The organism is Brachyspira hampsonii 30446, from assembly GCF_000316195.1.
GTDB lineage: Bacteria > Spirochaetota > Brachyspiria > Brachyspirales > Brachyspiraceae > Brachyspira > Brachyspira hampsonii_C.
Genome location: NZ_JH994110.1, coordinates 1 through 21,902, shown reverse-complemented (window position 1 = coordinate 21,902; position 21,902 = coordinate 1). Strand labels below are relative to the sequence as shown.

Sequence of the window (21,902 nt, the reverse complement as noted above, 5' to 3'; positions counted from 1 at the left end):
ATCAAAATAAGATTTTCTTAAAAATAATATGTTAATATTAACAGATTGGTATTATAAAATCAATAATAAAAAACATTTTTATTTGATAAAAGTTGACTATTTTTTAGATATAATATACAATAAGTTAGATTTATCTAACAATATAAAAATAGGAGTAAACATATATGACAACTTTAGAATATATTAATACAAATGAAACTATATATAATTTATGCACTAAATATCCGCAAATTAAGGAAATTTTATTTGATTTAGGTTTTGATAAGATAAAAAATCCAATAATGTTTAATACGGTGTCCAAGGTTATGACTTTGGATAAAGCTATCAAAATGAAGAGTATTGACATAGAGAAATTAAGAAAAAAATTTAATGAGCATGGTTTTGATTTTGAAAATGATAGGAATGAGATATTGAAATCACTTATAGTAAAACTTCATTGCGGTGAAAATATAGAAAAAATTAAGAGAGAATTTGAAAATAAGTTAGTTAAAGTATCTGCTGAAGAGGTACATAATGCTATGCATGAACTTGTCAATAATGGCATGAGTATAGATGAGGCTAAAAGATTTTTTTATATAAGAACACTTGTGTTAAAAGATGCTATGGATAATAATACCGAAATTGATTATAAGGCTATAGATATATTGAAAGAAGAAAATAGATATATAGAAAAACTATTAGATGAAATTATAGTGAATGATAATATTAATTTATTAGAAGAGCTTTATAATAATCTTAATAGACATTATATCAAAAAAGAAAGTTTATTTTTTACAGCTTTGAAAAAACATGGCAATGATGAGCCTTCAAAGGTAATGAGTAAAGTTGATAGAGATATATTAAATGAGTTAAAAGATATTATTTCTTATTATCAAAAAAATAATAATCAAATTAATTTTGAAAGTATCAAATTATTAAAAGAGCATATTTCAGATATGATTTTCAAAGAAGAAAATATATTAATACCTCTTTCAGTTTCTGTACTTACAAAAGAAGATTTTGATGATATAGAAATTAAGTACGGTAGAAATAGTTAATATTTTTTGTATATTCTTTTTTTATGAATAATAAATATTTAATTGACTATTAATATATATACTATATAATTTGAACAGTTGGAGTTTATTATTTATGGAAGAGAAAAGTATTTTATCATTTATAAAAACAGTATCTAATATGCCTCTTGTAAAAATAGATAAGCATAAATATTTGGTTAGTACATTTGCTTCAGAATATCCTTCTCTTCTTAAGGACATCTTGGAGAAAGGAGCTTATGATGCTGGGGTGCCATTAAATATAATAGAGGAAAAATCAAGAGAAGCTATTAATTATGAAATAGGTAAATCAGCAGCTATATCATTTGTTTCAGGGCTTCCAGGAGGTATTATCGGTATAGGAGCAGTTCCTGCAGATACGGTACAATTTTTGATGCATGCTTTAAGGATAGTACAGAAGCTATGCTATATATCAGGTCTTCCAAGTTTTACTTTAGGCGATTCAATGACAGATGATGATGCTTGTCTTGCTGCCGTATATATTGGGGCAATGTTTGAAGATAAAGAGGCTATACTTGCTTTAAACAGTATATGGAAAGCTATAGCTGAAAAGAGTATGAGAATAGGTTTTAGAGTAACTTCTGTGGTTGGATATGCTGTTGTTTCTAGTATATTAAAATCTATAGGTATAAAAATAAGTTCTAAAGGGTTTATGAAATCTGTTTCAAAGGCTTTACCTCTAATCGGCGGAGCAGTATCGGCAGGTTTTACATATACTAGTTTGCAGAAAATGTCTAACAGACTTTATAATAAAATTAAAGAAAGCAAGCATTCAATAAGCTGATTTTAACGGATAATTTATGATAAATGATAAAAATAAGAAAGAAGATTATATAGAAATAAATGAAGAAGATATAGAAATATTGGGTGAAGACGGAATATACAGAAAGTATGAGGTATATAAAAGGCATCAAAATAAAGATAAGATTAAATTAAGATATTGGCTTCCTTTTATTGCAGCGGTTATTTATACTTTATCTCCAATAGACTTAATTCCCGATAGAATACCAATAGGAAAATTAGATGATATACTGCTTTTGGTGATATCATTTATTTACGGCATAAAAAAGGCTAATTTCTCTTACAATCCTATAATAAATGTAATTATTAAAAATATTATATTATCAATAACTATTACGGGATTTGTTATGATGATTGTCATATATATTCTTGCTGTATTATTATAATTAAATTAAGGAGTTCTATATTATGAATAGAATATCATCAAGTAATATAACAAAATTAGATGATAATGAAGTATTTGTATTTGGAAGCAATACTCAGGGGGCACATGGAGGAGGTGCTGCGAGATTTGCTATGAATTTTGGTGCTGTATACGGACAGGCATTTGGACTTCAGGGTAAAACATTTGCTATACCTACAGTTGATTATACAAAAAGCGGAAAGATGTCTGTTTCTGAAATAAAAAAGTATGTTGATAAGTTTTTAGCTTTTACATTAGAGCATAAGGAGTTAAAATTCTTAGTAACAGAAATAGGATGCGGCATAGCTGGATTTAAAGTTGAGGAAATGGCAGATCTTTTCAGAGAGGCTTTAAAAGATGAGTATAGTAATGTTTATCTTCCCAAAAGGTTTGCAGAATATTTAAATTCATAATAATATATATTACTTTAGTTTTGAAACAGTTAATATACAAAAATAAAGCCCACAGAATATAATTAAATATTATGATTCCATAGGCTTTTATTTATCAACAATCTTATTTCTTTAAATGTATTATTTCTTAATACTTTTGTTTCCGCCTTCTTTACTATTCATCAATGCTTCTTCTGCTTTAAGCATTCCCTGTGTTTTTTCAATTTTATTAAGATTGGCATTATCAGTTTTTGAAACTTCGCTTTGAACAGCAGAATTTATTTCAGCTTCAATAGCAGATCTCATATCTCCAAATTCATTATTAATACCGTCAGCATTATCTTCATCACCTGAAGGTCTTATAATCTGAGCTTTATTAATCAAAGAAGATTCAAATACTTTAGCAGCCTCATCTTCGCTTTGTGCCTCTCTAACCTGAGAAACAGCAGCAGCCTCAGAAGCCATTAAATCACTGCTGGAATGTACTATCATAACATCTTCAGGACGAACAGTTATAAGTCCGCTTTCAGTTCTAACAGCAAGTGCCACTCCTGTATCATTTTCCATAACCATTTCAACAGGTCCTAAGAATCTGTTTCCAGCCTCATCCATAACTTCAACACTCTTTCCAAGCATAGAATATCCTGTTTGGCTTGAATAAAATGTTTTCATAGAATCAAGATTTTTATTAACCTCAGTCATTTGTTCAACAGATGAGAATTGTGCTAATTGTGCAATCATATCTCTGTTGTCCATTGGAGAAAGAGGATCCTGATGGCTCATTTGTACTGTAAGGAGTTTCAAGAAAGCATCTTTACCCAAAGAATTTTGTGTAGGATCTCTTTGAAAATTATTCTGCAAATTGAATGCTCCTACCTCTTGTTTTAATATTTTTATTTCTCTCTCTGACATTTTTAATGCATCTGCTGATATCATTTATACACTCCTTGCAAAATTATTTCTCACATTTATTTTTAGAAACTATTAAATAAGTAAATTCAATTTTCTTTCAGGCACTATATATGCTTTTATATCGGCTTTTACCTCTTCTACATTATCAATATTTTCAGAAGCAAATCTGTTTCCAATATTTTCTAATTCTTCTCCAAAGCCTCCGTCATTAGGCATATCCTGTCTAAGCATTACATCAAAACCTTCTATATTAATTCCTATTTCACTTAATGAAGTTATAACAGTATCTAAATTTTTAGTGAAAATATCTTTAACATCTGCATTATCTACAAATATTTTACCTATTAAATTGTCTCCGTCCATACTGATTTTTAATCTTACTTTTCCAAGATATTCAGGATTAAGACTCATTAATACTTCGCTTTTACCGTTATTAACAGCAACTTGGGCTTTTTCTACCAATTTTCCCATTAAGTCTTGGAATTTTATCATATTATCAGTAAGATTTGTGCTGTTATGAGTTTTGGATACATTATTGTTATAATGATTATATCCTTTTAAGTTAGTACCATCAGCAGAATCTTTCATATTGATAATAGTAAGTTCTGCTCCTTTATCGTCTGATATAGTATTATTTACAGTGCTGTTATTATTTTTCATTTCAGCAGCATCTTTTTTATCTGCATATTTATTTTCTATATTGTTCATATCAATATTAGCATCTGCCATAACATTATTATCAATCTGCATAGCATTGTCTTCAATACTGATATCATTAATATCTTTTGTTTCTATATTCTTATCATTATCTTTATTGGAAGCTATTTTTATTTCTTTGATATCATCTGAATTATCAATATCTTTTACTTCAATATTGTCTTCATTATTTTCAGTTAAAACCTCTTTTTTATCTTCGCCGCTGTCATTTTCTATCATAGCCTTTAATGCTTCCAAAGAATCAATTAAGTCTTCTAATTCTTTTTTATCTTCTTCGCTTAATTCTTCAGCATTCAAAGATTCTATTTGTTTTTTTATATTTTCTATTTCTTCAGTCTTTTTTGTATTTTCTTTTTTATCAGCTTTAGCTAGGATATTTTCTTTAGCATCAGCTGTATTAATATCTTTTGCATCAGCTTTTTTATCATTAGAAGTATTTTGTAAAAGGAGTTTTGCTTTTTCTTTTGTTAGAGCCAATTTTTCTTTAGATGATGCATTTTCATTGCCTGCAGCTAATTTTTCTGCTTTTTCTTCTATTATATCATCTTTATTAGATGAAGCATTTAATTCTTCTGCTTTATTTTCTGCTTGTTCTTCTTTCGCATCATTTACTTGTTTTGAATCTTCTGCCTTATGATTATCTGAAGCGGTATCTGTCTTTTTTAAGGTACTTTCATCAGATGAAGAAGACTTTTCAGTATTTAAATTATCATTAGCATCGTATTCATTATAATCATTATAATAATCATCATAACTATTATAATTATTTTCTTTATAATTTTCTTCAGTATTTAAATGTCTTTCTATTTTATTAGAAACACTTGAAGGAGCAGAATAATCTGTCTGCGTTTTATTCAGCATATTAGCAAAAGAATCATCGTAGCTGTAATTATTCAAATTATAATGGCTATTGTTAGATGATACATTAGTATCAACAAAAGATAATAAATTGCCTAATCCATTTACCATAATTTACTTCCTAATTATTAGTTTATTACTATATTAATATTCGGAAGTATAAAAATTTACTTTATAAAAAATAACATAATATTTGAAAAATTATTTTTATGTTTTATAATATTAATATGCTTAATATAAATAATAAATATTTAAATCTCATAACAAATAAAAACAATACTCAAATCAAAGATGGAGATGTAGTAAGATACTCTATAATGAGAAAATTGGATAATGATAAAGCATTAATAAATGTTATGGGCAATAAATTAGTAGCATTATTTAAAAACGGTATGACAGATAAAGGATTCGCCTTGGTCAGTAAAAAAAATGGCGAAGTAACTTTAACAATACTTAAAAATGCTGAAAGTTTGAAAGAAGCAAGAGAAAGCATACAGAACAAGAACAGCTCTAATGTTTTACTTAACATAACAGAGAATAATTCTGAAATTTCATCTATGCTGTCTCAAAAAGGTATAAAGCCTAGTTATGAAAATATAAGATATTTTGAAACTCTGCTTAAATACCTTCCGGATTTAGACAGCGATAAAAAAAAGTTCATATTAAATGCAATGTCTAACGGAGTATATTTAACGGTAGAAGAAATAAACTCTTTAGGAAATATTTTTAAGCAGTTTAATGATATAATACGCTCTATAAAAAACTCTAACAAAAATACTGAAATAACCGAAATATTACTAATGCTTGCTAATAGTGTTATTCAGGGGTATAATAATGACCCTAATCATTCTATTGCAGAAAATTTAAATAACTATATAAATACAAATGCAGGTTTTAATATATGGTTTATGCTCTTTGATATGCTTCAGGGCGAATTGTCTTCAGATAATTTTAATATGATGATGCTTATGCTGAAAATCCTATCTGCAAATAGAAAAAACAGAAATTTTCAGGAAAATGCATTTATGATTCCTATACCATTTATTATAGACCAAGAAATTAAAGATGTATTATTATATATAAGCAAAGATGAAAATAATAAAAATAGATTAACATTTGTTATTTATGATGATAATAAAGAACTATGTAAAATAGATATAATTAAAGATGAGTATGATAATAAATATTTGATTACGGTGAAATTATTTGATAAGAAGTTGTTTAATAAATTAAATAGTGTGAAAGAGAATATAGATAAAGAGTTAAGTATTTTTGACAATATAAAAATAAATTATGAAGGCTAAGTAAATGAATAAAAATAATAAGGATATAAAAAATGCGGCTGCTTTATTATACAATAAAGAAATGCATAATGCTCCTATACTCATATCGAAAGGCAGCAATTACTTAGCAAAAAGAATGGTTGATATTGCAAGAAAGCATAAAGTACCTGTGGTTTCCAATGAGGATACTGCTAAGCATTTGATGCAGTTGGAAATAGGGGAGGAGATACCTTATTCGCTTTATGAAGCTGTGAGTATAATATTAAAATATATATATATAAATTAAAGGCAGAATAAATAATGGCAAAATTAACTAAAATAAATACTCAGGATATAAAAGCAAAAGCTGAAAAGAAAGATATATATTTGTATAATGATTTTCTTGCTTCTACAGGGTATGTGGATTTCAAAGAAGATGATATGCAAAGGCTTAAGAAATGGGATATTAATGAAGTATTTATAGAAGATAATACTTCTTTAGATATGGAAGTATCTGCAGATTTCGATAAATTTTTAAGGGAATATAAAGTATTTAAAAAAATATATTTCAATGTCATCAAAAAAGTTAGAAATAATTTAGGCGGATACAAAAATAATAATTTAGTTAATATTAACGAACTAAATGAAATTTTAGATGAAGTATTGGATATAGCTAATAGAAATTTGAGTAGTGTACTTCAGCTTTTTAATTTAACAAATTTTCCTAAATCTGATGAGTATTATGTGAGATCATTAAATGTTTCTTTAATATCAATGATTATTGGCCGTGCTATGAAGTTTTCTGAAAATAGAGTAAAAAAATTAGGAATAGGTGCTATACTTTATGATATAGGACTTGTAAAAGTTCCGGATAAGATTTTGGGTAAAATAGGTAAATTTACTTCAGAAGAATATGCTGAGGTAAAAAAACATACTGTATACGGATATAAAATTCTTAAATCTAGTTTCCGATTTGAGGAAGATTTGGCTATGATATCTCTTATGCATCATGAGTTTTATAATGGTAAAGGATATCCTAGAGGACTTTCCGGCAATCAGATAAATTTATATTCAAAAATAGTTGCTATAGCTCATGCAGTTGAAAAAATGCTTAAACCTATGAGAATAGCATCTTCTAGTTCTAAATCAAAAGATAATAAATCTACATTTAGTTTAATGCTTGAAAAGAGCAATGAAAATAAAAAGAAATATGTAACTTTATATGATGCAGTTAAAGAGATTATACATGGTGCTAATACAAAGTATGATCCAAATATATCAAAAACTTTTGTAAGTATATTTACAGTATATCCTATAGGGTCTATAGTTTTATTGAATGATAAAAGAAAAGGATTTGTTTTTGCTGCTAATCCGAATTTTCCTATCAGACCTATAATTAAAATAGTATCAAATGAAAACGGTGAGTTTATAGAAGACGGAGAAACTATCAATTTATTAGAAACTAATCAATTGTTTATAGCTGGTGTTGATAAAGATAATAATTTTTTAGAGGAGGTAAGAACTAGAATATTAGATGCTGAAGAAAAAAAGTAATATTAAAAAATGGCTAACAAAAAAGATATAGGCAATCTAGGAGAGGATATTGCCTTAAAATATCTCGAGGAACTCGGTTTTACTCTTTTAGAGCGTAACTTTAGAGGAAAAAAAACAAGAGGCGAGATAGATTTAGTAATGACAAAAGGAGTTGTTATTGTGTTTATAGAAGTAAAATATCGAAGACAAGGAAGTTTTGGATATGCAGCTTACTCAATATCTGAACGTAAGAAAAGAAAATTATATGAAACAGCTGAAGAATACTTAATCGAAAAAGGATTAAGTTTTAATCAAAAATGTTCCTTTGGGGCAGTTTTAATAGACGATACCCATTATAATCGAGAAATATCATTTATAGAAGATATATTTATTTAGGGGTATCGACATGAAAACAGCAGTAAAAATTAACCCTGAAAAAATAGATCTCTATAAGAAAAAATTAAAAGATGAGAAGTATATAGATAAGGCTATAGAAAGTATGGCTGGACACTTGATAAGTTATGTAATAGATTAATGATATAATTAAAGGCAGCGGTATATTTGTATGAATATAATAGAACGAGGAAAGACTACTCTTTTACTGGAGAGTGAGAATCTGAGAGATTTATCTGACAAACTTGATAGTAATTTTGAAAATGCGGTAAAAGAGTTATTTAATATCAAAGGCAGAGTAATAACTTCAGGAGTTGGAAAGAGCGGTCATATAGCAAGAAAGGCGGCTGCTACTTTTGCTTCTACGGGTACTCCGAGTTTTTTTGTTGATCCTAATGAATGTATGCATGGCGATTTCGGTATGATTACTAAAGAGGATTACTGCCTTTTATATTCTAAAGGCGGTGAATCCCGTGAGATTATAGAGCTTGTAAATTGGCTTTGCCGTCAGAATATACCATATATTGCTATTACAAATGATATTAATTCTACGCTTTCTAAGAATGCTAAAATTACATTGCTTACGCATGTTAAAGAAGAAGCTTGTCCGCTTAAATTAGCTCCTACTGTAAGCACTACTGCTTCTTTAGCTTTATCTGATGCTTTGGCTACTGCTTTAATGGAGCTTAGAGGATTCAGAGCAGAAGATTTCGCAATATTCCATCCGGGAGGAAGTTTGGGAAGACAGCTTGCTAAGGTTAAATCTATTATGCATACTGAAAATTTACCTATAATTAAGACAGATACTTCATTGCAGGACGCTTTATTTAAAATTATAGAATGCAAATTAGGCATAGCTATCGTTGTTGATGATAATAATATTTTAAAAGGAATAATTGTAGACGGAGATTTAAAAAGGCTTCTTGTTAAAGACAATGATATAAAAAACATACTTTCAAAAGAAGTGAAATATATTATGAATACTTCTCCTAAGGTCATTTATGAAGATACTCTTATCGGAGAGGCTTTGCATATCATGGAAGGAAAGATTACTAATTTAGTAGTTGTAAACAATAACAATAACCCTATTGGTATAGTTCATATACATGATATTTTGAAGATAAAGGCTTTTTAAAAATAGTTAAAACAAAACGCATGGTAAATAATATTCTAAATATAAGTCTATGAACAATCTAATTCAAATTTCATAAAATAATAACTTAAATCATGCGTTAAATAGATTGAAAATCTAATCAGCACTTGGGCGGGTGCTAATAAATTATAATTAAGCTATAAAGATAATTAATATTAAAATCCAAAGTAAAGCAGTAAACTTTAGAGGGCGGAGTATGAAAATAGGTTTTAAAGTTTATTTACACTTCCCACCATTTAGGTTTTCAATTATTTCTGTTATTTTTGTATTTTTATTATTTAAAAATTTAAACAGTCATTTTAGCCTCCCACCCAATATTTTTTTAATTTATAGTATATACACCGCACGCAGAGTAAAACTAAAAATATAAAATTATTTGCAGTTGAAATTTTTATTATATTGATGATTTAACTAACCGTGCGTTAAATGATTTTAAATTTAATTCAAAGCGAGTATGATTTTTAAATTAAATAAAAAATAAATGAAACTTGAATTTATAATTAGTATCAATGTAAGTTTGTAAATTTTAACCCTTCTTATGATTACACTGATTTTGTTTATGGATTAAGACCAATTAAAAAGAGTAATGGCAATATTGTATTTGAAAGACAGAATTTTTAAATAATTTTGTAAAAGAGCATTGAAGAATTTAATTAATAGTCAAAAAGATGTTTCATAATTAAATGAATATACTATTATCAAAAATAATTTAATTAAATTTATAGATGATATTTCTAATACAATAAATGAAAAAGGATATTTTGAAATTTATGGTATTTATAATAAGTTTATATATGTCATTAAAAAATATTAATATAAAAAAATACATTGATTTTATATTTGTTTTTTATATACTTACAAAATATAAAATGTTAGGGTATTTTTATGTCATATATTTATTTTGGAAGCAGATGGGGAGATAAATCGCTTTTAGATGAAATATTTCTCAAATATAATATAGCATTTGTAGGATTTAAAGATAATGATGCAGATTATGAAAAGGCTTTAGAAAAAACTAAAAATACATACATCAAAAAAGGAACAAAAATAGTCATTGCTGAAGGTATAAAAATAAAAGCTGTAGGTATAGCTCTTTCAGATTCTATCACATTAGATAAATTAATAGAAGAATATGACAATAAAGATAAAGAACAAATCAAAAATTATCTCTCTTATATTGATGATACTATATTATGTGTTAAAGCCAAATTATACAAATTAAGTTTAGAAGATGAATTTAATTTCAGCTCTCAGGCAAGAAGGTTTTGCAATATCAAAGACAGTATCACCAAATCTAATATAGACAAATTATTAAAAAAATATTCAGGAAATATGGATATGAAAAACTTAAAAGAAAACTGTATTAAACTTCTTAAAGAAAATTATAATATTGTACTTACAGGTGCCCCTGGTACAGGAAAAACCTATTTGGCTAAACAGGTTGCAGCTAAAATGATTTTTGGCAATAATAAGGAATATACAGAAGATTTGGAATATGATGATAATTTCAAAAATCAATGCAAGTTTGTGCAGTTTCACCCTTCTTATGATTACACAGATTTTGTTGAAGGATTAAGACCTATTAAAGACATTAATGGAAATATTGGATTTGAAAGAAAGGACGGAGTTTTTAAAGAGTTCTGCAAGAATGCTTTGCAAAACAGAAGCAGTAAATTCGTATTTATAATAGATGAGATTAACAGAGGAGAGATTTCAAAAATTTTTGGAGAATTATTTTTTGCTATTGATACTGGATACAGAGGAGAAATTGGAAGAGTAAAAACACAATATAATAATTTAATTAGTAATGATGAAACAGATGATGAATTTGAAGACGGATTTTTTGTTCCAGAGAATGTTTATATAATAGGCACTATGAATGATATTGACAGAAGCGTTGAGAGTATGGATTTTGCTATGCGTAGGAGATTTGCTTGGAAAGAAATTAAGGCTAAAGATACACAAAATATGCTTGATAATATTTTAGATAATGCGATATTATTTGAAGCTAAAGAAAGAATGGATAAGTTAAATGAGGCGATAGAGAAAATTGAAGGCTTTAATTCTTCATATCATATAGGGGCTTCTTATTTTCTAAAACTAAAAAATTATTATGACAATTCAATAGATAATAAAGAAGAGGCATTTAATAATTTATGGGAGAATCATTTGAAAGGACTTTTATATGAGTATTTAAGAGGCATGCCTGATGATGAAAGTGAACTTGATGAATTAAAAAATGCTTATAATTTAATTTCTACTAATGTAAATGTACAAGTAATATAGAACAATATACCAATATAAATGATAATATAGATAATTAATTTAAAATTAATATGGTTTTAAATAATAAATGAATATAAATAATAAAATTATTAAATTAAAAGATAACAGTAAGAAAAAATTATTAGAAAATGATGTTAATTCTCTTAAAGAAATAGCAGGAAAAACTATTTCTAATGTTAAAAATAATATTATAATATTTCCTAACTCTATAAAAGAAAGTAAAGACTTGGAAGAAGAAAATAAGATATTTGATATTATTAATGACAGTATATGCACTAATAATATAATGGGATTTATAAGCTATAAAAATATTCAAATAAAAATATCTTCAAGATTTGCAAATGATGATAATGATTATTTTCTGCACTACATGCTTATGAAAGTGCTTAATCTTAATATTATTAATTTGGAGCATAGTAAGGATTATGACGATTCATTTGATTTTTTGATTTATATGTTTATAAGTTTTTTTAAGAAAGCATTAAGACAGGGGCTTTTCAAACAGTATAAATCAGTAAAACATAATGATGCCAATATAAAAGGAATTATTGATATTAACAGATACATCAAAAATAATATTCCTTTCAATGGTAAAATTTCGTACAATACCAGAGAATACAGTTATGATAATAATATTACACAATTAATAAGGCACACCATAGAATATATAAACATAAAAAACAGATATATTTTAAATTATGACAATGAAATAAAAAATTATGTTCAGCAGATATTTTATTCTGCTTCTAATTATGATAGAAATAAAAGAGAAAGCATTATAAACAAAAACTTAAAAAAATTATCTCACCCCTACTATTATGAATATGAGCCTTTAAGGAAAATATGCATTCAGATATTAAGGCATGAAAAATTAAAATATGGAAGCGATGATAACACTGTATACGGACTATTATTTGACGGGGCTTGGCTTTTTGAAGAATATTTAAATACTTTTTTAAGCAAAATAAATTTTATTCATGCAGAAAATAGAAAATCAAAGAATGGTATAAACCTACTTAATAATGCTTGGAGAGTTTATCCGGACTTCTATAAATTATCAGATGACAATAAAAATAATATAGTGCTTGATGCTAAATATAAAAGGCTTGATAATTACAGCAGCGAAAATATAGATAGAAACGATAAACATCAAATAGTCTCTTACGCTTATACACTTAATGCAAAAAATGCTGGATTTATTTATCCATTGGAAGAAACTAATTATACTGATAAAAATAAAATTATAAAAATAGGTATTTTAAATAATGTTTATAACAGTTATGCTAATTGTACTATATATAAATATGCTTTGAAAATTCCTAATCAAAATTTCAATAATATAAAAGAATTTTCTGAAGCTATGAAAAGTATCGAAAATGAATTAAAAGAATATTTAAAATAAATTTTGATTAACGCACGGTAAATGAAATTTTAAATTTTATTACTATTTATAATCATGGTAAATCAATATTTTTAATTTTGTTTAGCGTGCGGTACATTTGCTGTAAAAATTAAAAAATATTGGGTGGGGAGCATAAATTACATAATAGAATAAAAAAGAAAAATAGCACAAAAATGACAGTTTTTATGAATAGGCTAGAGGGCGGGCAGGTGTAATTAATTTTTTATTAATGAATAATATGCTATCATCTATTTTTAAGAGAGTTTGTTGCTTTTTCATTGAAAAAAAAACAATTTTATTATAAAGTATTATAAAATTAGTTTGTAATAAAAAAATAATAGGAGAATAAACAATATGGTAGTAGAGCCAAAAATATTAAATAATATATGTATAACAGCTCATCCATTAGGCTGTGCCAAAGAGGTAGAAAATCAAATTAATTATGTGAAATCACAGCCTAAAGTGAAATCTAATGTAAAGAATGCACTTATATTAGGTGGCTCAGGCGGATATGGACTTGCAAGCAGAATAGCTATAGCTTATGGATTAGGTGCTAAAACAATGAGTGTGTCATTTGAAAAAGAAGCTACAGCAAGAAGAACAGCTACACCTGGTTGGTATAATAATGAGGCTTTTGGTTCTTTCGCTAAAAAAGATGGAATAGAGGATAAAAATTTAATATTGGATGCATTTTTAAATGCTTCAAAAGAAGAAGTTATTAAAGAAGCTAAAACATTTTTCAATGGCGAAAAAATAGATTTAGTTATATATAGCTTGGCGGCTCCTGTGAGAATGGATGAATCAACAGGAACACTTTACCGTTCATCTTTAAAGCCTATAGGAAAAAAATATAATGGAATAGGTGTAGATTTTCTTACAGAGGAGTTATTGGAGGTATCTATTGATCCTGCCAATGAAGATGATATAAAATCTACTGTAAAAGTTATGGGCGGAGAAGATTGGAAATTATGGACAGATGCTTTGCTTAATGCTGATTTATTAGCTGAAAATGCTATTAATATAGCTTATTCTTATATAGGACCAGAAATGACAAAAGCCGTATACAGAGAAGGAACTATTGGAAAAGCTAAGGATCATTTAGAGGCAACAGCACATGATCTAGATAAAGAGATGCAAGATAAAGTAAAAGGACATGCTTATGTATCAGTAAATAAAGCAGTAGTAACTAGATCTTCAGCAGTTATTCCTACAGTTCCTCTTTACATAGGTATATTATTTAAAGTGATGAAAAATAAAGGTATTCATGAGGGCTGTATAGAGCAAATGTACAGGCTTTTAAATGAGAAACTTTTTAATGGAGACGAAATACCTGTTGACAGTGAAAATAGAATAAGATTAGATGATTGGGAATTAAGAGAAGATGTTCAAAAAGAAGTATTAGATTCTTGGAATAAATTAACAAAGGATAATTTGAAAGAAATAGCAGATCTGGCATTATTCAGAAAAGATTATATGAATATGCATGGCTTTGATGAGGAAGGTATTGACTATAGCCAAGATGTGCAGATATAATTTAATGCTGTAAATTAATATTGATTGTTAGTGAGATTTGAATATATTTCATATTTGGATCTCACTTTTTTATATTTGGCTTTCTAATAATTATTATATTATATATTCTAAAGTCATTTTATATAATATTTATGAGCAGATTATTATGGTATAATAACGAAATAAGAATTAAGTAATTAATATTGTAGAAATGTAGTATTAATTATATTTTTTAATGAAATTCTTTTCAATAAGTAGATTTGTTTTAAAAATACTTGATAATATTATATATAAACTTTTCATGGTTTTATTATTAAAAAATGTTTTATATGTTACATAAATTATTATAGTGTATAAATATATATTATTTCGCTCAATCATAAATAAAATTATTTTTTAAACAAGCCAATATATTAATCAAATATTATTTTGTTGTTTAATTAAAATTAGAAGAATTAGTATTTTAATTACTTTTCTTTTTTGTGCTATTTTAAATCCCACCCTTTATTCTTATTGTGTATTTTGCAATTCATATTTTCTATTTTTTTATGTCTAATTAAGAATTTTTAGCTTCCCACACAATTTTTTTTAATTTTAAATTTAATACACCGCACGTTTTATTTAATTTATATAAATTGTTTATTATGATTGATAATCTATATATGTTTATATAAAACATTCAACGTGCGTGTATTAAAAATTAAAAAATCAATTTTTATAATATAAATTTAGTTAAGCTGTTAATGTTTACTAATTCTATATTTTTTATTATATGCTTCTAATATTGATTATTTATATATTAAATATACAAAAAAAATAATAATAGTGATAATTTTAATATATATTTTTAAATTTTTTTTAATTATAGTAGTTGACAAAAAATATAATTAGTATATAATACAAAACATTCCTTAACTGATTTGGAGTTGTAGCTCAGTTTGGTTAGAGCGCCTGCCTGTCACGCAGGAGGCCGCGGGTTCGAGCCCCGTCAACTCCGCATTTTATTTTAACTTGGAGTAAATTACAATGCCTAATATAGCTTCCGCATCTAAAAGATTAAGACAGAATGAAGTTAGAAATCTTTATAATAGAAAAATTAAAAGTTTCTTAAATACTCAAAAAAAGAAAGTAATTAAAGCGGTAGATAGTAATGATAAAAATCTTGCTTCAGAAGAATTTAAAAAATATGCAAGTGCTTTAGATAAAGCTGCTAGAAAATCTGTTATTCATGCTAATAGAGCAGCTGCTAAAAAATCTGATATGATTAAAAAAATTAATGCTATGAATTAATTTTGTTTTTAATTGGAAATACAAAGACCTATACATATAAATGTGTAGGTCTTTTTTATCGCTTTATTTTTTTTTAATATGTTTTTTATAAAAAATATATATTTTTTATTTCTTAAAATAAATTTTTGTTATTATTATAATATAAGATTTAAGTTGTTTGATAGTATATAGTTTTTATAATACTTAATGGTAATTAATCTATATTTTTTATTATAATATATTGCTTCTAAATATGATTAAGCCTTATAGAAAAGGAGGAACCATTATGATTAATAACTTAAATTTTCTTAATAATAATTATGATGATTCTATTATATTTAATGATGAAGATTATAATTCCTTAATTCAAGAATATAATGATATTATTAAGAATAACATATCAGAACAAGAAACTAATGTTCTTCAAAAATATTGAAAACATTATAAAAATACCGGTTATTTTATATAGCTGGTATTTTTAAATGTATTTGTTAGAATTAGTTTTAAAGAAGTATAATATAAAAAATTCTAACATTATAATTATAAAATACGAAAATAAATATTATGAAATATTTAAAATTAATTTTGCTTGTATTTATATTTAATTTAAATATATATTCTCAAACTATAACAGAAAATTCTCTGCCTTTGAAAGCAAAAAATTTTTTAAATCTTAATTTCCCTGGAAATAATATAGAGTCAGTTTCATTATATCAAAATGGCGGAGGATATGAAGTTGATATAGATTTTGGATATAAAGTTATTTTTTATAATACAGGACTCTGGAAAAAAATATCTATAATCAATGATGAAACTAAAAATATTGGAATACCAAGAAGCTGCATACATAAATCTATGGTTAATGTTATAGATAATGAATATCCTCATTCTAAAATAACTGAGATAGAGCGTAAAGATAAAAATTTTATTATCAAATTAGACGACAAATATTCGATGGAAATAACAGGATACGGTATTATAATCAGTCAGGAAAATTTAGATAAAGAAGATACTGATAATTAGGATGTTATTTCTTTGGCTTTATTGAATGCTATTATAGATTTATCTCTATCACCCATAGCATTATAAGTATTAGCAAGTAATATATAAACTTCTTTATTGCTATTATCTAATTTAATACATTCTTCCAATGCATTTACAGCATTATCATAAAGTCCGGCTGAATAATATGAAAGAGCCAAATAATAATAAGAAGATGAATGTCTGTTATTCATTTCTATAGCTTTATTTAAATATGATATAGCATTTATGTAATCTTTAGTTTCATATAAAGAAATCCCAAGATAATAGCATAGCAAATAATCTTTATTATCTATATTCAAAGCACTATTAAAAGAAGATACAGCATTATCAAAATCATTAAGCATAAAGAAACATAGTCCCATATTAAAATATGCATAATAGTTATTTTTTTCTATCTCTATTACTTTTTTTAATATATCTATAGCCTTTTTATATTCGTATTTATCTTTATATGAAATGGCAAGCATATATAAACTAGTATAATCATATTTATTAAGTTCTATAGCTCTTTCAAAAGATTCTATAGCCTCATCTGTTCTTTTTAGATTATATAATGCTATACCAAAAGTACGCCAATTAAGATATTCTTTTGGTGCTATCATAAAAGATCTATTTAAAACATTTACTGCATCTTCATATCTTCCTACTTCTACATAGCATTTTCCAAGCCAATTAAGACTTATATAATCATTATTTTCCATTTCATAAGCTTTTTCAAGATGAGCTATAGCATTATAATAATCATTTATTTTAGTGTATGATATTCCTATAAGACGCCATATAGAGTAATCACTATTATTTATGACTAATGCCTCTTTAAAAAGTTCAATGGCTTTTTTATTATTACCTAATTGGGTATAAAATACGCCGAAATCTATTCTAGCTTTATGATTGTTTGGTTCTCTATTACATATTTCTTTATAATGAGATATCATATCATCTATTTTATTTTGAAGGCTGTAATCTGATGAATTGTCCATAGCTGATTTTATTTCCTAAAAAAATAATTATATATAATAGTATATCTTTAAGTTAATTTTTTTCAACTTTTAATTTTAATATATATTAAACTTATTTTAAAAGTACCTGAGAAGATTATATATAAAATTTTTATAAATTATAAAAACAAGGTTTTACATGTTGTATAATTTATTATTTATAGTATATAAATACTCAGTTTTTTGCCTGCCTACACCTGCCAAAGGCACGCTTCGCGAGGCGGACTTCGTCAGGCTGTCTGGCGGATAGTTACACAAAATAAGTGCAGGTTTGCGAAGTACGCAGAGTGATTCTCAGGACTAGTCCACTCAATTAATAATAAAATCAGTTTTGAAACAACTCTATTATGTAAAAAATAAAATGTCATTGTAATTTGACAAAATTTTATTATATTACTTAAATAAGCAATAAAAATTGACAAACCTATTATTTTTGAATATACTACATATAGGTATATAAAAAAGGAGTAAAAAATGAAAAAAGTTATAATAATAGGAGGCGTTGCTGCCGGAATGAGTGCGGCTGCCAAGGCTAGAAGATTAGATAAAGAGGCTGTTATTACAGTTTATGAAAAAACGGATGTTGTATCTTGGGGGGCATGCGGTATGCCTTATTATGTAGGCGGTTTTTATGAAAGCCCTAATACTATGATAGCAAGAACTGCTGAGGCTACTATAAAGTCGGGAATAGACTTAAAAGTGAAGCATGAAGTGTTGAAAATAGATGCTGAAAATAAAAAAGTATTAGTTAAAGACATAATAAATAATAAAGAATTTGAAGATAATTATGATTCGCTTCTTATAGCTACAGGGGCAAAATCAATAATACCTAATATAGCAAATATCAATATAGGAAATGTATCTACTTTAAAAGAGTTTAGTGATTCTATTAACATGAGAGAAAAAATGAAAGACTCTAGTATAAAAAATGTTGTTATATTAGGTGCAGGATTTATAGCTATTGAGGCAGCTCATGCTTTGAAGCATATAGGAAAAAATGTTACTATTATACAGCGTTCAGACAGAGTATTCGGAAAGAAATTTGATAAAGAATTTTCTGATATGGTGATAGAGCATATAAAAGAAAATGTTGACTTACATCTAAATGAAAAAGTGCAGGGTTTAGAAGCTGATAGTAACAATAATGTAAAAGCAGTTGTTACAGATAAGGGAAAATATGATGCTGATTATGTTGTTGTTGCTATAGGAGTTACACCTAATACTGATTTAGCTAAGAATGCCGGCATAAAATTAATGGATAATGGTGCTATATTAGTTGATAGGGAAGGAAAAACAAATATTGATTCTATATATGCAGCTGGGGACTGTGCTAGTATATATGATAAAGTATTGAATGATCAAACTTATGCTGCACTTGCTACAGGGGCAAATAAATTGGGTAGAATGGTTGCTAGCAATTTAGTAGGAGGGCATGAAAAGTTTATAGGAAGTTTAACTAGTGCATGCATACTTGCTTTTGAACTTGAAGCTGCAAGAACAGGAATAACAGAGGAAGAAGCTAAAAAAAGAAATATTAACTATAAAACTGTTACGGTAAAAGATTTAGATCATACTCATTATTATCCTGGTTATCAGGACTTGCATATAAAACTTGTATATTTAGCTGACAGCAGAAAGATAATAGGAGGTCAGATATTAGGAAAAAGAGGTGCTGTATTGAGGGCTGATGTTATAGCTGCTTGTATATATGCCGGGCTTACTGTAGATGAATTAGGAATGCTTGACTTATGTTATGCTCCTCCTTTTGCAAGGACTTGGGACTCTTTGAATGTGGTTGGAAATGCAGCTAAATAAATAATTTTAAACCATACTGCATAATTATTAATGCAGTATGGTTTTTTGATTTATTTTCACTCCCCACCCTCTATATTTTCTGCTTTATTTTGTTATTTCTAAATTATTATTCTTTTTTATCTCAAAAGAAAATATAGAGTCCCACCCAAGTTTTTTTTTGTATTTATGATTCTTTAACCGCACGCAGAATGAAGCTATCAATATATACTCATTAATAATAACATGTTAATTATATAAAAAATTTTGTTTACAGTGCGTGAAATAGATTTAAAATTTAAAGAACACTTGGGCGGGCATGCTTTTTCTATATAGACTTTAAACATATATAAAGCCTAAATTTTATATTAAAACCCTTGAAGTAAAAAGGGCGGGGTATGTAAATAAAGTTTTAATATCCTATTGCAAGTAATTCTATATTAGACAATAGTATAACTTACAATAGGATATTAATAATTGATTATTTATTTTTTTATACAATTCTGACATAGCGGACATATTGCAGGATTTTCATTTTGAGAATCTATATAACCGCATATATCGCATTGCCAATTTGGTATATCTAATTTAGTATCTCGAAGCAAACTTTGAAACTTTTTTTTATGTCCGTCTTCTATTCTAGCAACATTCATAAAAGCCATAGCTAAATCATCAAAGCCTTCCTCTTGTGCTGTTTTAGCATAAGAAAGATACATATCTATAGATTCATAATTTTCATTCATTATAGACTCTTTTAAATTTTCTTCAGTGCTAAGTATACCATGAAAGTTTTTAAACCATATCTTAGCATGTTCCTGTTCATTTCTGGCAAATTTCTCATATACAGCTGCTACATCCTCTCTACCTTCTTCACGGGCTTTTTCAGCATAATACATATACCTGCATCTAGCCATAGCCTCACCTATAAAAGCATTTCTCAAATTAACTTCAGTTTTAGATCCTTTTAATTTCATAGGGCTCTCCTTTATTAGTAATATTTATTAATAAGTATTATATACTAATATAATAAAAAGTCTATATGTTTAATATTATTAAATATAACAAATAATACAAATAAGGACAATAAAAAAACAAGAGCTATAAAAAATAATTTAAACCCTTGTTTTTTTATGATATAGTATTAATATAATATTATTTTTCTATTTCTCTTATAAGGTTTACCATTTCAATAGCACCCATAGCAGAATCAAATCCTTTGTTTCCAGCTTTAGTTCCAGCTCTTTCAATAGCCTGCTCAATGTTTTCAGTAGTTAAAACTCCAAACATTACAGGCACATCAGAATTAAGCGAAACATTAGCAATACCTTTAGATACTTCAGCACAAACATAATCATAGTGGGTAGTAGAGCCTCTTATAACAGCACCAAGACATATAACAGCATCATATTTTTTGGATTTAGCCATTTTAGAAGCTATTAGAGGTATCTCAAAAGCACCAGGCACCCAAGCTACAGTAATATCATCGTCTTTAATATTATGACGAGATAAAGCGTCCAAAGCACCGCCCAAAAGTTTAGAAACAATAAATTCATTGAATCTGGCACATACTATACCAATTTTAATTGGTTTTTCACTAACGAGTTTTCCTTCAAAAGTTTTCATCTTAACTATCCTTTATTATTGTTATTATTAGGTCTTAATATTTTTATTGGGGTTTCACCCCAAACCCCAGTTCTTTTGGTGACCCAAAGAACCAAAAAGACTGCAGTTTTTATATTTGACTTTTTTTCATAAAACTTAATAATTTTCTTACACTGTCTTATTGTCGTTTCAAAATATTTATAAGTCCTCAGCTATTATAAGCTAGCAACCAAAGCACTGACTTTTATGCAAAGATACCTTACTGCATATTTTATGAGATAGACTTCGTCAACTCGTTTGTTATTATTTGCTTGGCAGTAGTCTAGCTTTTTTTATTTATTATATCTAATATTATTTATTATATCTAATATTATTTATTATATGAGAAAACTTGTTATTTAATAAACTCACAAGTTTTCCACTTCCTCTATACTCAAACCTGTATTCTCACTTATTATTTTTATATCTATACCAGCTTTTTTAAAATTTCTAGCTATAGATATTGCTTTATTTTTTTCA

22 protein-coding genes, 1 tRNA gene and 1 pseudogene are annotated in these 21,902 nt (G+C 26.7%); 18 read left to right on the top strand and 6 right to left on the bottom strand.

Features of this window, described 5'->3' with window-relative positions; translation table 11 throughout:
- Window positions 1–164 precede the first annotated feature (164 nt).
- The 4 genes from A966_RS00270 to A966_RS00255 all read left to right on the top strand — a co-directional run bounded on the left by A966_RS00270 (window position 165) and on the right by A966_RS00255 (window position 2,672).
- A complete protein-coding gene (locus tag A966_RS00270; RefSeq protein WP_008721245.1) occupies window positions 165–1,037 on the top strand; it encodes a DUF438 domain-containing protein in 873 nt (290 codons plus the stop codon).
- Window positions 1,038–1,131: 94 nt separating this feature from the next.
- Complete coding sequence (locus A966_RS00265; protein WP_008721243.1) at window positions 1,132–1,839, top strand: EcsC family protein; 708 nt, start codon at window positions 1,132–1,134, stop codon at window positions 1,837–1,839.
- A gap of 16 nt (window positions 1,840–1,855) precedes the next feature.
- Window positions 1,856–2,242 (top strand): DUF1232 domain-containing protein, encoded by a 387-nt coding sequence (locus tag A966_RS00260; protein ID WP_008721241.1) that lies wholly within the window; start codon window positions 1,856–1,858, stop codon window positions 2,240–2,242.
- Between the two features lie 22 nt (window positions 2,243–2,264).
- Window positions 2,265–2,672, top strand: coding sequence for an A1S_2505 family phage non-structural protein (locus A966_RS00255; protein WP_008721238.1), 408 nt, complete (start codon window positions 2,265–2,267; stop codon window positions 2,670–2,672).
- Between the two features lie 120 nt (window positions 2,673–2,792).
- Here A966_RS00255 and A966_RS00250 read toward each other — a convergent pair whose 3' ends face one another.
- Both A966_RS00250 and A966_RS00245 read right to left on the bottom strand, forming a co-directional pair.
- On the bottom strand, window positions 2,793–3,587 hold the full coding sequence (locus A966_RS00250; protein ID WP_008721235.1) for a flagellar hook assembly protein FlgD: 795 nt from the start codon (window positions 3,585–3,587) through the stop codon (window positions 2,793–2,795).
- 48 nt (window positions 3,588–3,635) lie between these two features.
- Window positions 3,636–5,249, bottom strand: a complete 1,614-nt coding sequence (locus A966_RS00245) for a flagellar hook-length control protein FliK (protein WP_008721234.1) — start codon at window positions 5,247–5,249, stop codon at window positions 3,636–3,638.
- A gap of 98 nt (window positions 5,250–5,347) precedes the next feature.
- On the opposite strand from A966_RS00245, the gene A966_RS00240 reads away from it, so the two are divergent.
- The 13 genes from A966_RS00240 to A966_RS00190 all read left to right on the top strand — a co-directional run bounded on the left by A966_RS00240 (window position 5,348) and on the right by A966_RS00190 (window position 16,971).
- Entirely contained in the window at window positions 5,348–6,442 is a 1,095-nt protein-coding gene (locus A966_RS00240; RefSeq protein WP_008721232.1) for a hypothetical protein, read from the top strand.
- A gap of 4 nt (window positions 6,443–6,446) precedes the next feature.
- Entirely contained in the window at window positions 6,447–6,707 is a 261-nt protein-coding gene (locus tag A966_RS00235; protein ID WP_008721229.1) for an EscU/YscU/HrcU family type III secretion system export apparatus switch protein, read from the top strand.
- A gap of 14 nt (window positions 6,708–6,721) precedes the next feature.
- Window positions 6,722–7,954: an HD-GYP domain-containing protein gene (locus A966_RS00230; protein ID WP_008721226.1), complete on the top strand. Its 1,233-nt coding sequence runs from the start codon at window positions 6,722–6,724 to the stop codon at window positions 7,952–7,954.
- Window positions 7,955–7,963: 9 nt separating this feature from the next.
- The gene (locus tag A966_RS00225; RefSeq protein ID WP_008721224.1) at window positions 7,964–8,329 is read left to right on the top strand and encodes a YraN family protein; all 366 of its coding nucleotides are present in this window, start codon (window positions 7,964–7,966) and stop codon (window positions 8,327–8,329) included.
- A gap of 10 nt (window positions 8,330–8,339) precedes the next feature.
- Entirely contained in the window at window positions 8,340–8,468 is a 129-nt protein-coding gene (locus A966_RS13895; protein WP_008721223.1) for a hypothetical protein, read from the top strand.
- 30 nt (window positions 8,469–8,498) lie between these two features.
- Entirely contained in the window at window positions 8,499–9,461 is a 963-nt protein-coding gene (locus A966_RS00220; protein ID WP_008721218.1) for a KpsF/GutQ family sugar-phosphate isomerase, read from the top strand.
- Window positions 9,462–10,364: 903 nt separating this feature from the next.
- A complete protein-coding gene (locus tag A966_RS00215; protein WP_008721215.1) occupies window positions 10,365–11,765 on the top strand; it encodes an McrB family protein in 1,401 nt (466 codons plus the stop codon).
- A 67-nt stretch (window positions 11,766–11,832) separates the two neighbouring features.
- Window positions 11,833–13,167 (top strand): McrC family protein, encoded by a 1,335-nt coding sequence (locus tag A966_RS00210; RefSeq protein WP_008721212.1) that lies wholly within the window; start codon window positions 11,833–11,835, stop codon window positions 13,165–13,167.
- A 354-nt stretch (window positions 13,168–13,521) separates the two neighbouring features.
- The gene (gene fabV, locus A966_RS00205; RefSeq protein ID WP_008721210.1) at window positions 13,522–14,700 is read left to right on the top strand and encodes an enoyl-ACP reductase FabV; all 1,179 of its coding nucleotides are present in this window, start codon (window positions 13,522–13,524) and stop codon (window positions 14,698–14,700) included.
- 901 nt (window positions 14,701–15,601) lie between these two features.
- Window positions 15,602–15,676: transfer RNA gene (locus A966_RS00200), tRNA-Asp, on the top strand.
- 29 nt (window positions 15,677–15,705) lie between these two features.
- Entirely contained in the window at window positions 15,706–15,969 is a 264-nt protein-coding gene (gene rpsT / locus A966_RS00195) for a 30S ribosomal protein S20 (RefSeq protein ID WP_008721208.1), read from the top strand.
- A gap of 265 nt (window positions 15,970–16,234) precedes the next feature.
- Entirely contained in the window at window positions 16,235–16,384 is a 150-nt protein-coding gene (locus tag A966_RS13505) for a hypothetical protein (RefSeq protein WP_008721206.1), read from the top strand.
- Between the two features lie 128 nt (window positions 16,385–16,512).
- Complete coding sequence (locus A966_RS00190; protein ID WP_008721204.1) at window positions 16,513–16,971, top strand: PepSY-like domain-containing protein; 459 nt, start codon at window positions 16,513–16,515, stop codon at window positions 16,969–16,971.
- Here A966_RS00190 and A966_RS00185 read toward each other — a convergent pair.
- Window positions 16,968–17,972: a tetratricopeptide repeat protein gene (locus A966_RS00185; RefSeq protein WP_008721202.1), complete on the bottom strand. Its 1,005-nt coding sequence runs from the start codon at window positions 17,970–17,972 to the stop codon at window positions 16,968–16,970. The two genes, A966_RS00190 and A966_RS00185, sit on opposite strands and share 4 nt — an antisense overlap.
- Before the next feature lie 492 nt (window positions 17,973–18,464).
- On the opposite strand from A966_RS00185, the gene A966_RS00180 reads away from it, so the two are divergent.
- Window positions 18,465–19,805: a CoA-disulfide reductase gene (locus A966_RS00180; RefSeq protein WP_008721200.1), complete on the top strand. Its 1,341-nt coding sequence runs from the start codon at window positions 18,465–18,467 to the stop codon at window positions 19,803–19,805.
- 461 nt (window positions 19,806–20,266) lie between these two features.
- Here the strand turns inward: A966_RS00180 and A966_RS00175 are convergent, their stop codons facing one another.
- The 3 genes and pseudogenes from A966_RS00175 to A966_RS14045 form a co-directional block, all read right to left on the bottom strand.
- The gene (locus A966_RS00175) at window positions 20,267–20,755 is read right to left on the bottom strand and encodes a rubrerythrin family protein (RefSeq protein ID WP_008721198.1); all 489 of its coding nucleotides are present in this window, start codon (window positions 20,753–20,755) and stop codon (window positions 20,267–20,269) included.
- 178 nt (window positions 20,756–20,933) lie between these two features.
- Window positions 20,934–21,404: a 6,7-dimethyl-8-ribityllumazine synthase gene (gene ribH, locus A966_RS00170; RefSeq protein WP_008721196.1), complete on the bottom strand. Its 471-nt coding sequence runs from the start codon at window positions 21,402–21,404 to the stop codon at window positions 20,934–20,936.
- A gap of 386 nt (window positions 21,405–21,790) precedes the next feature.
- Window positions 21,791–21,902: pseudogene (locus A966_RS14045) on the bottom strand (Rpn family recombination-promoting nuclease/putative transposase); the annotation flags it as partial.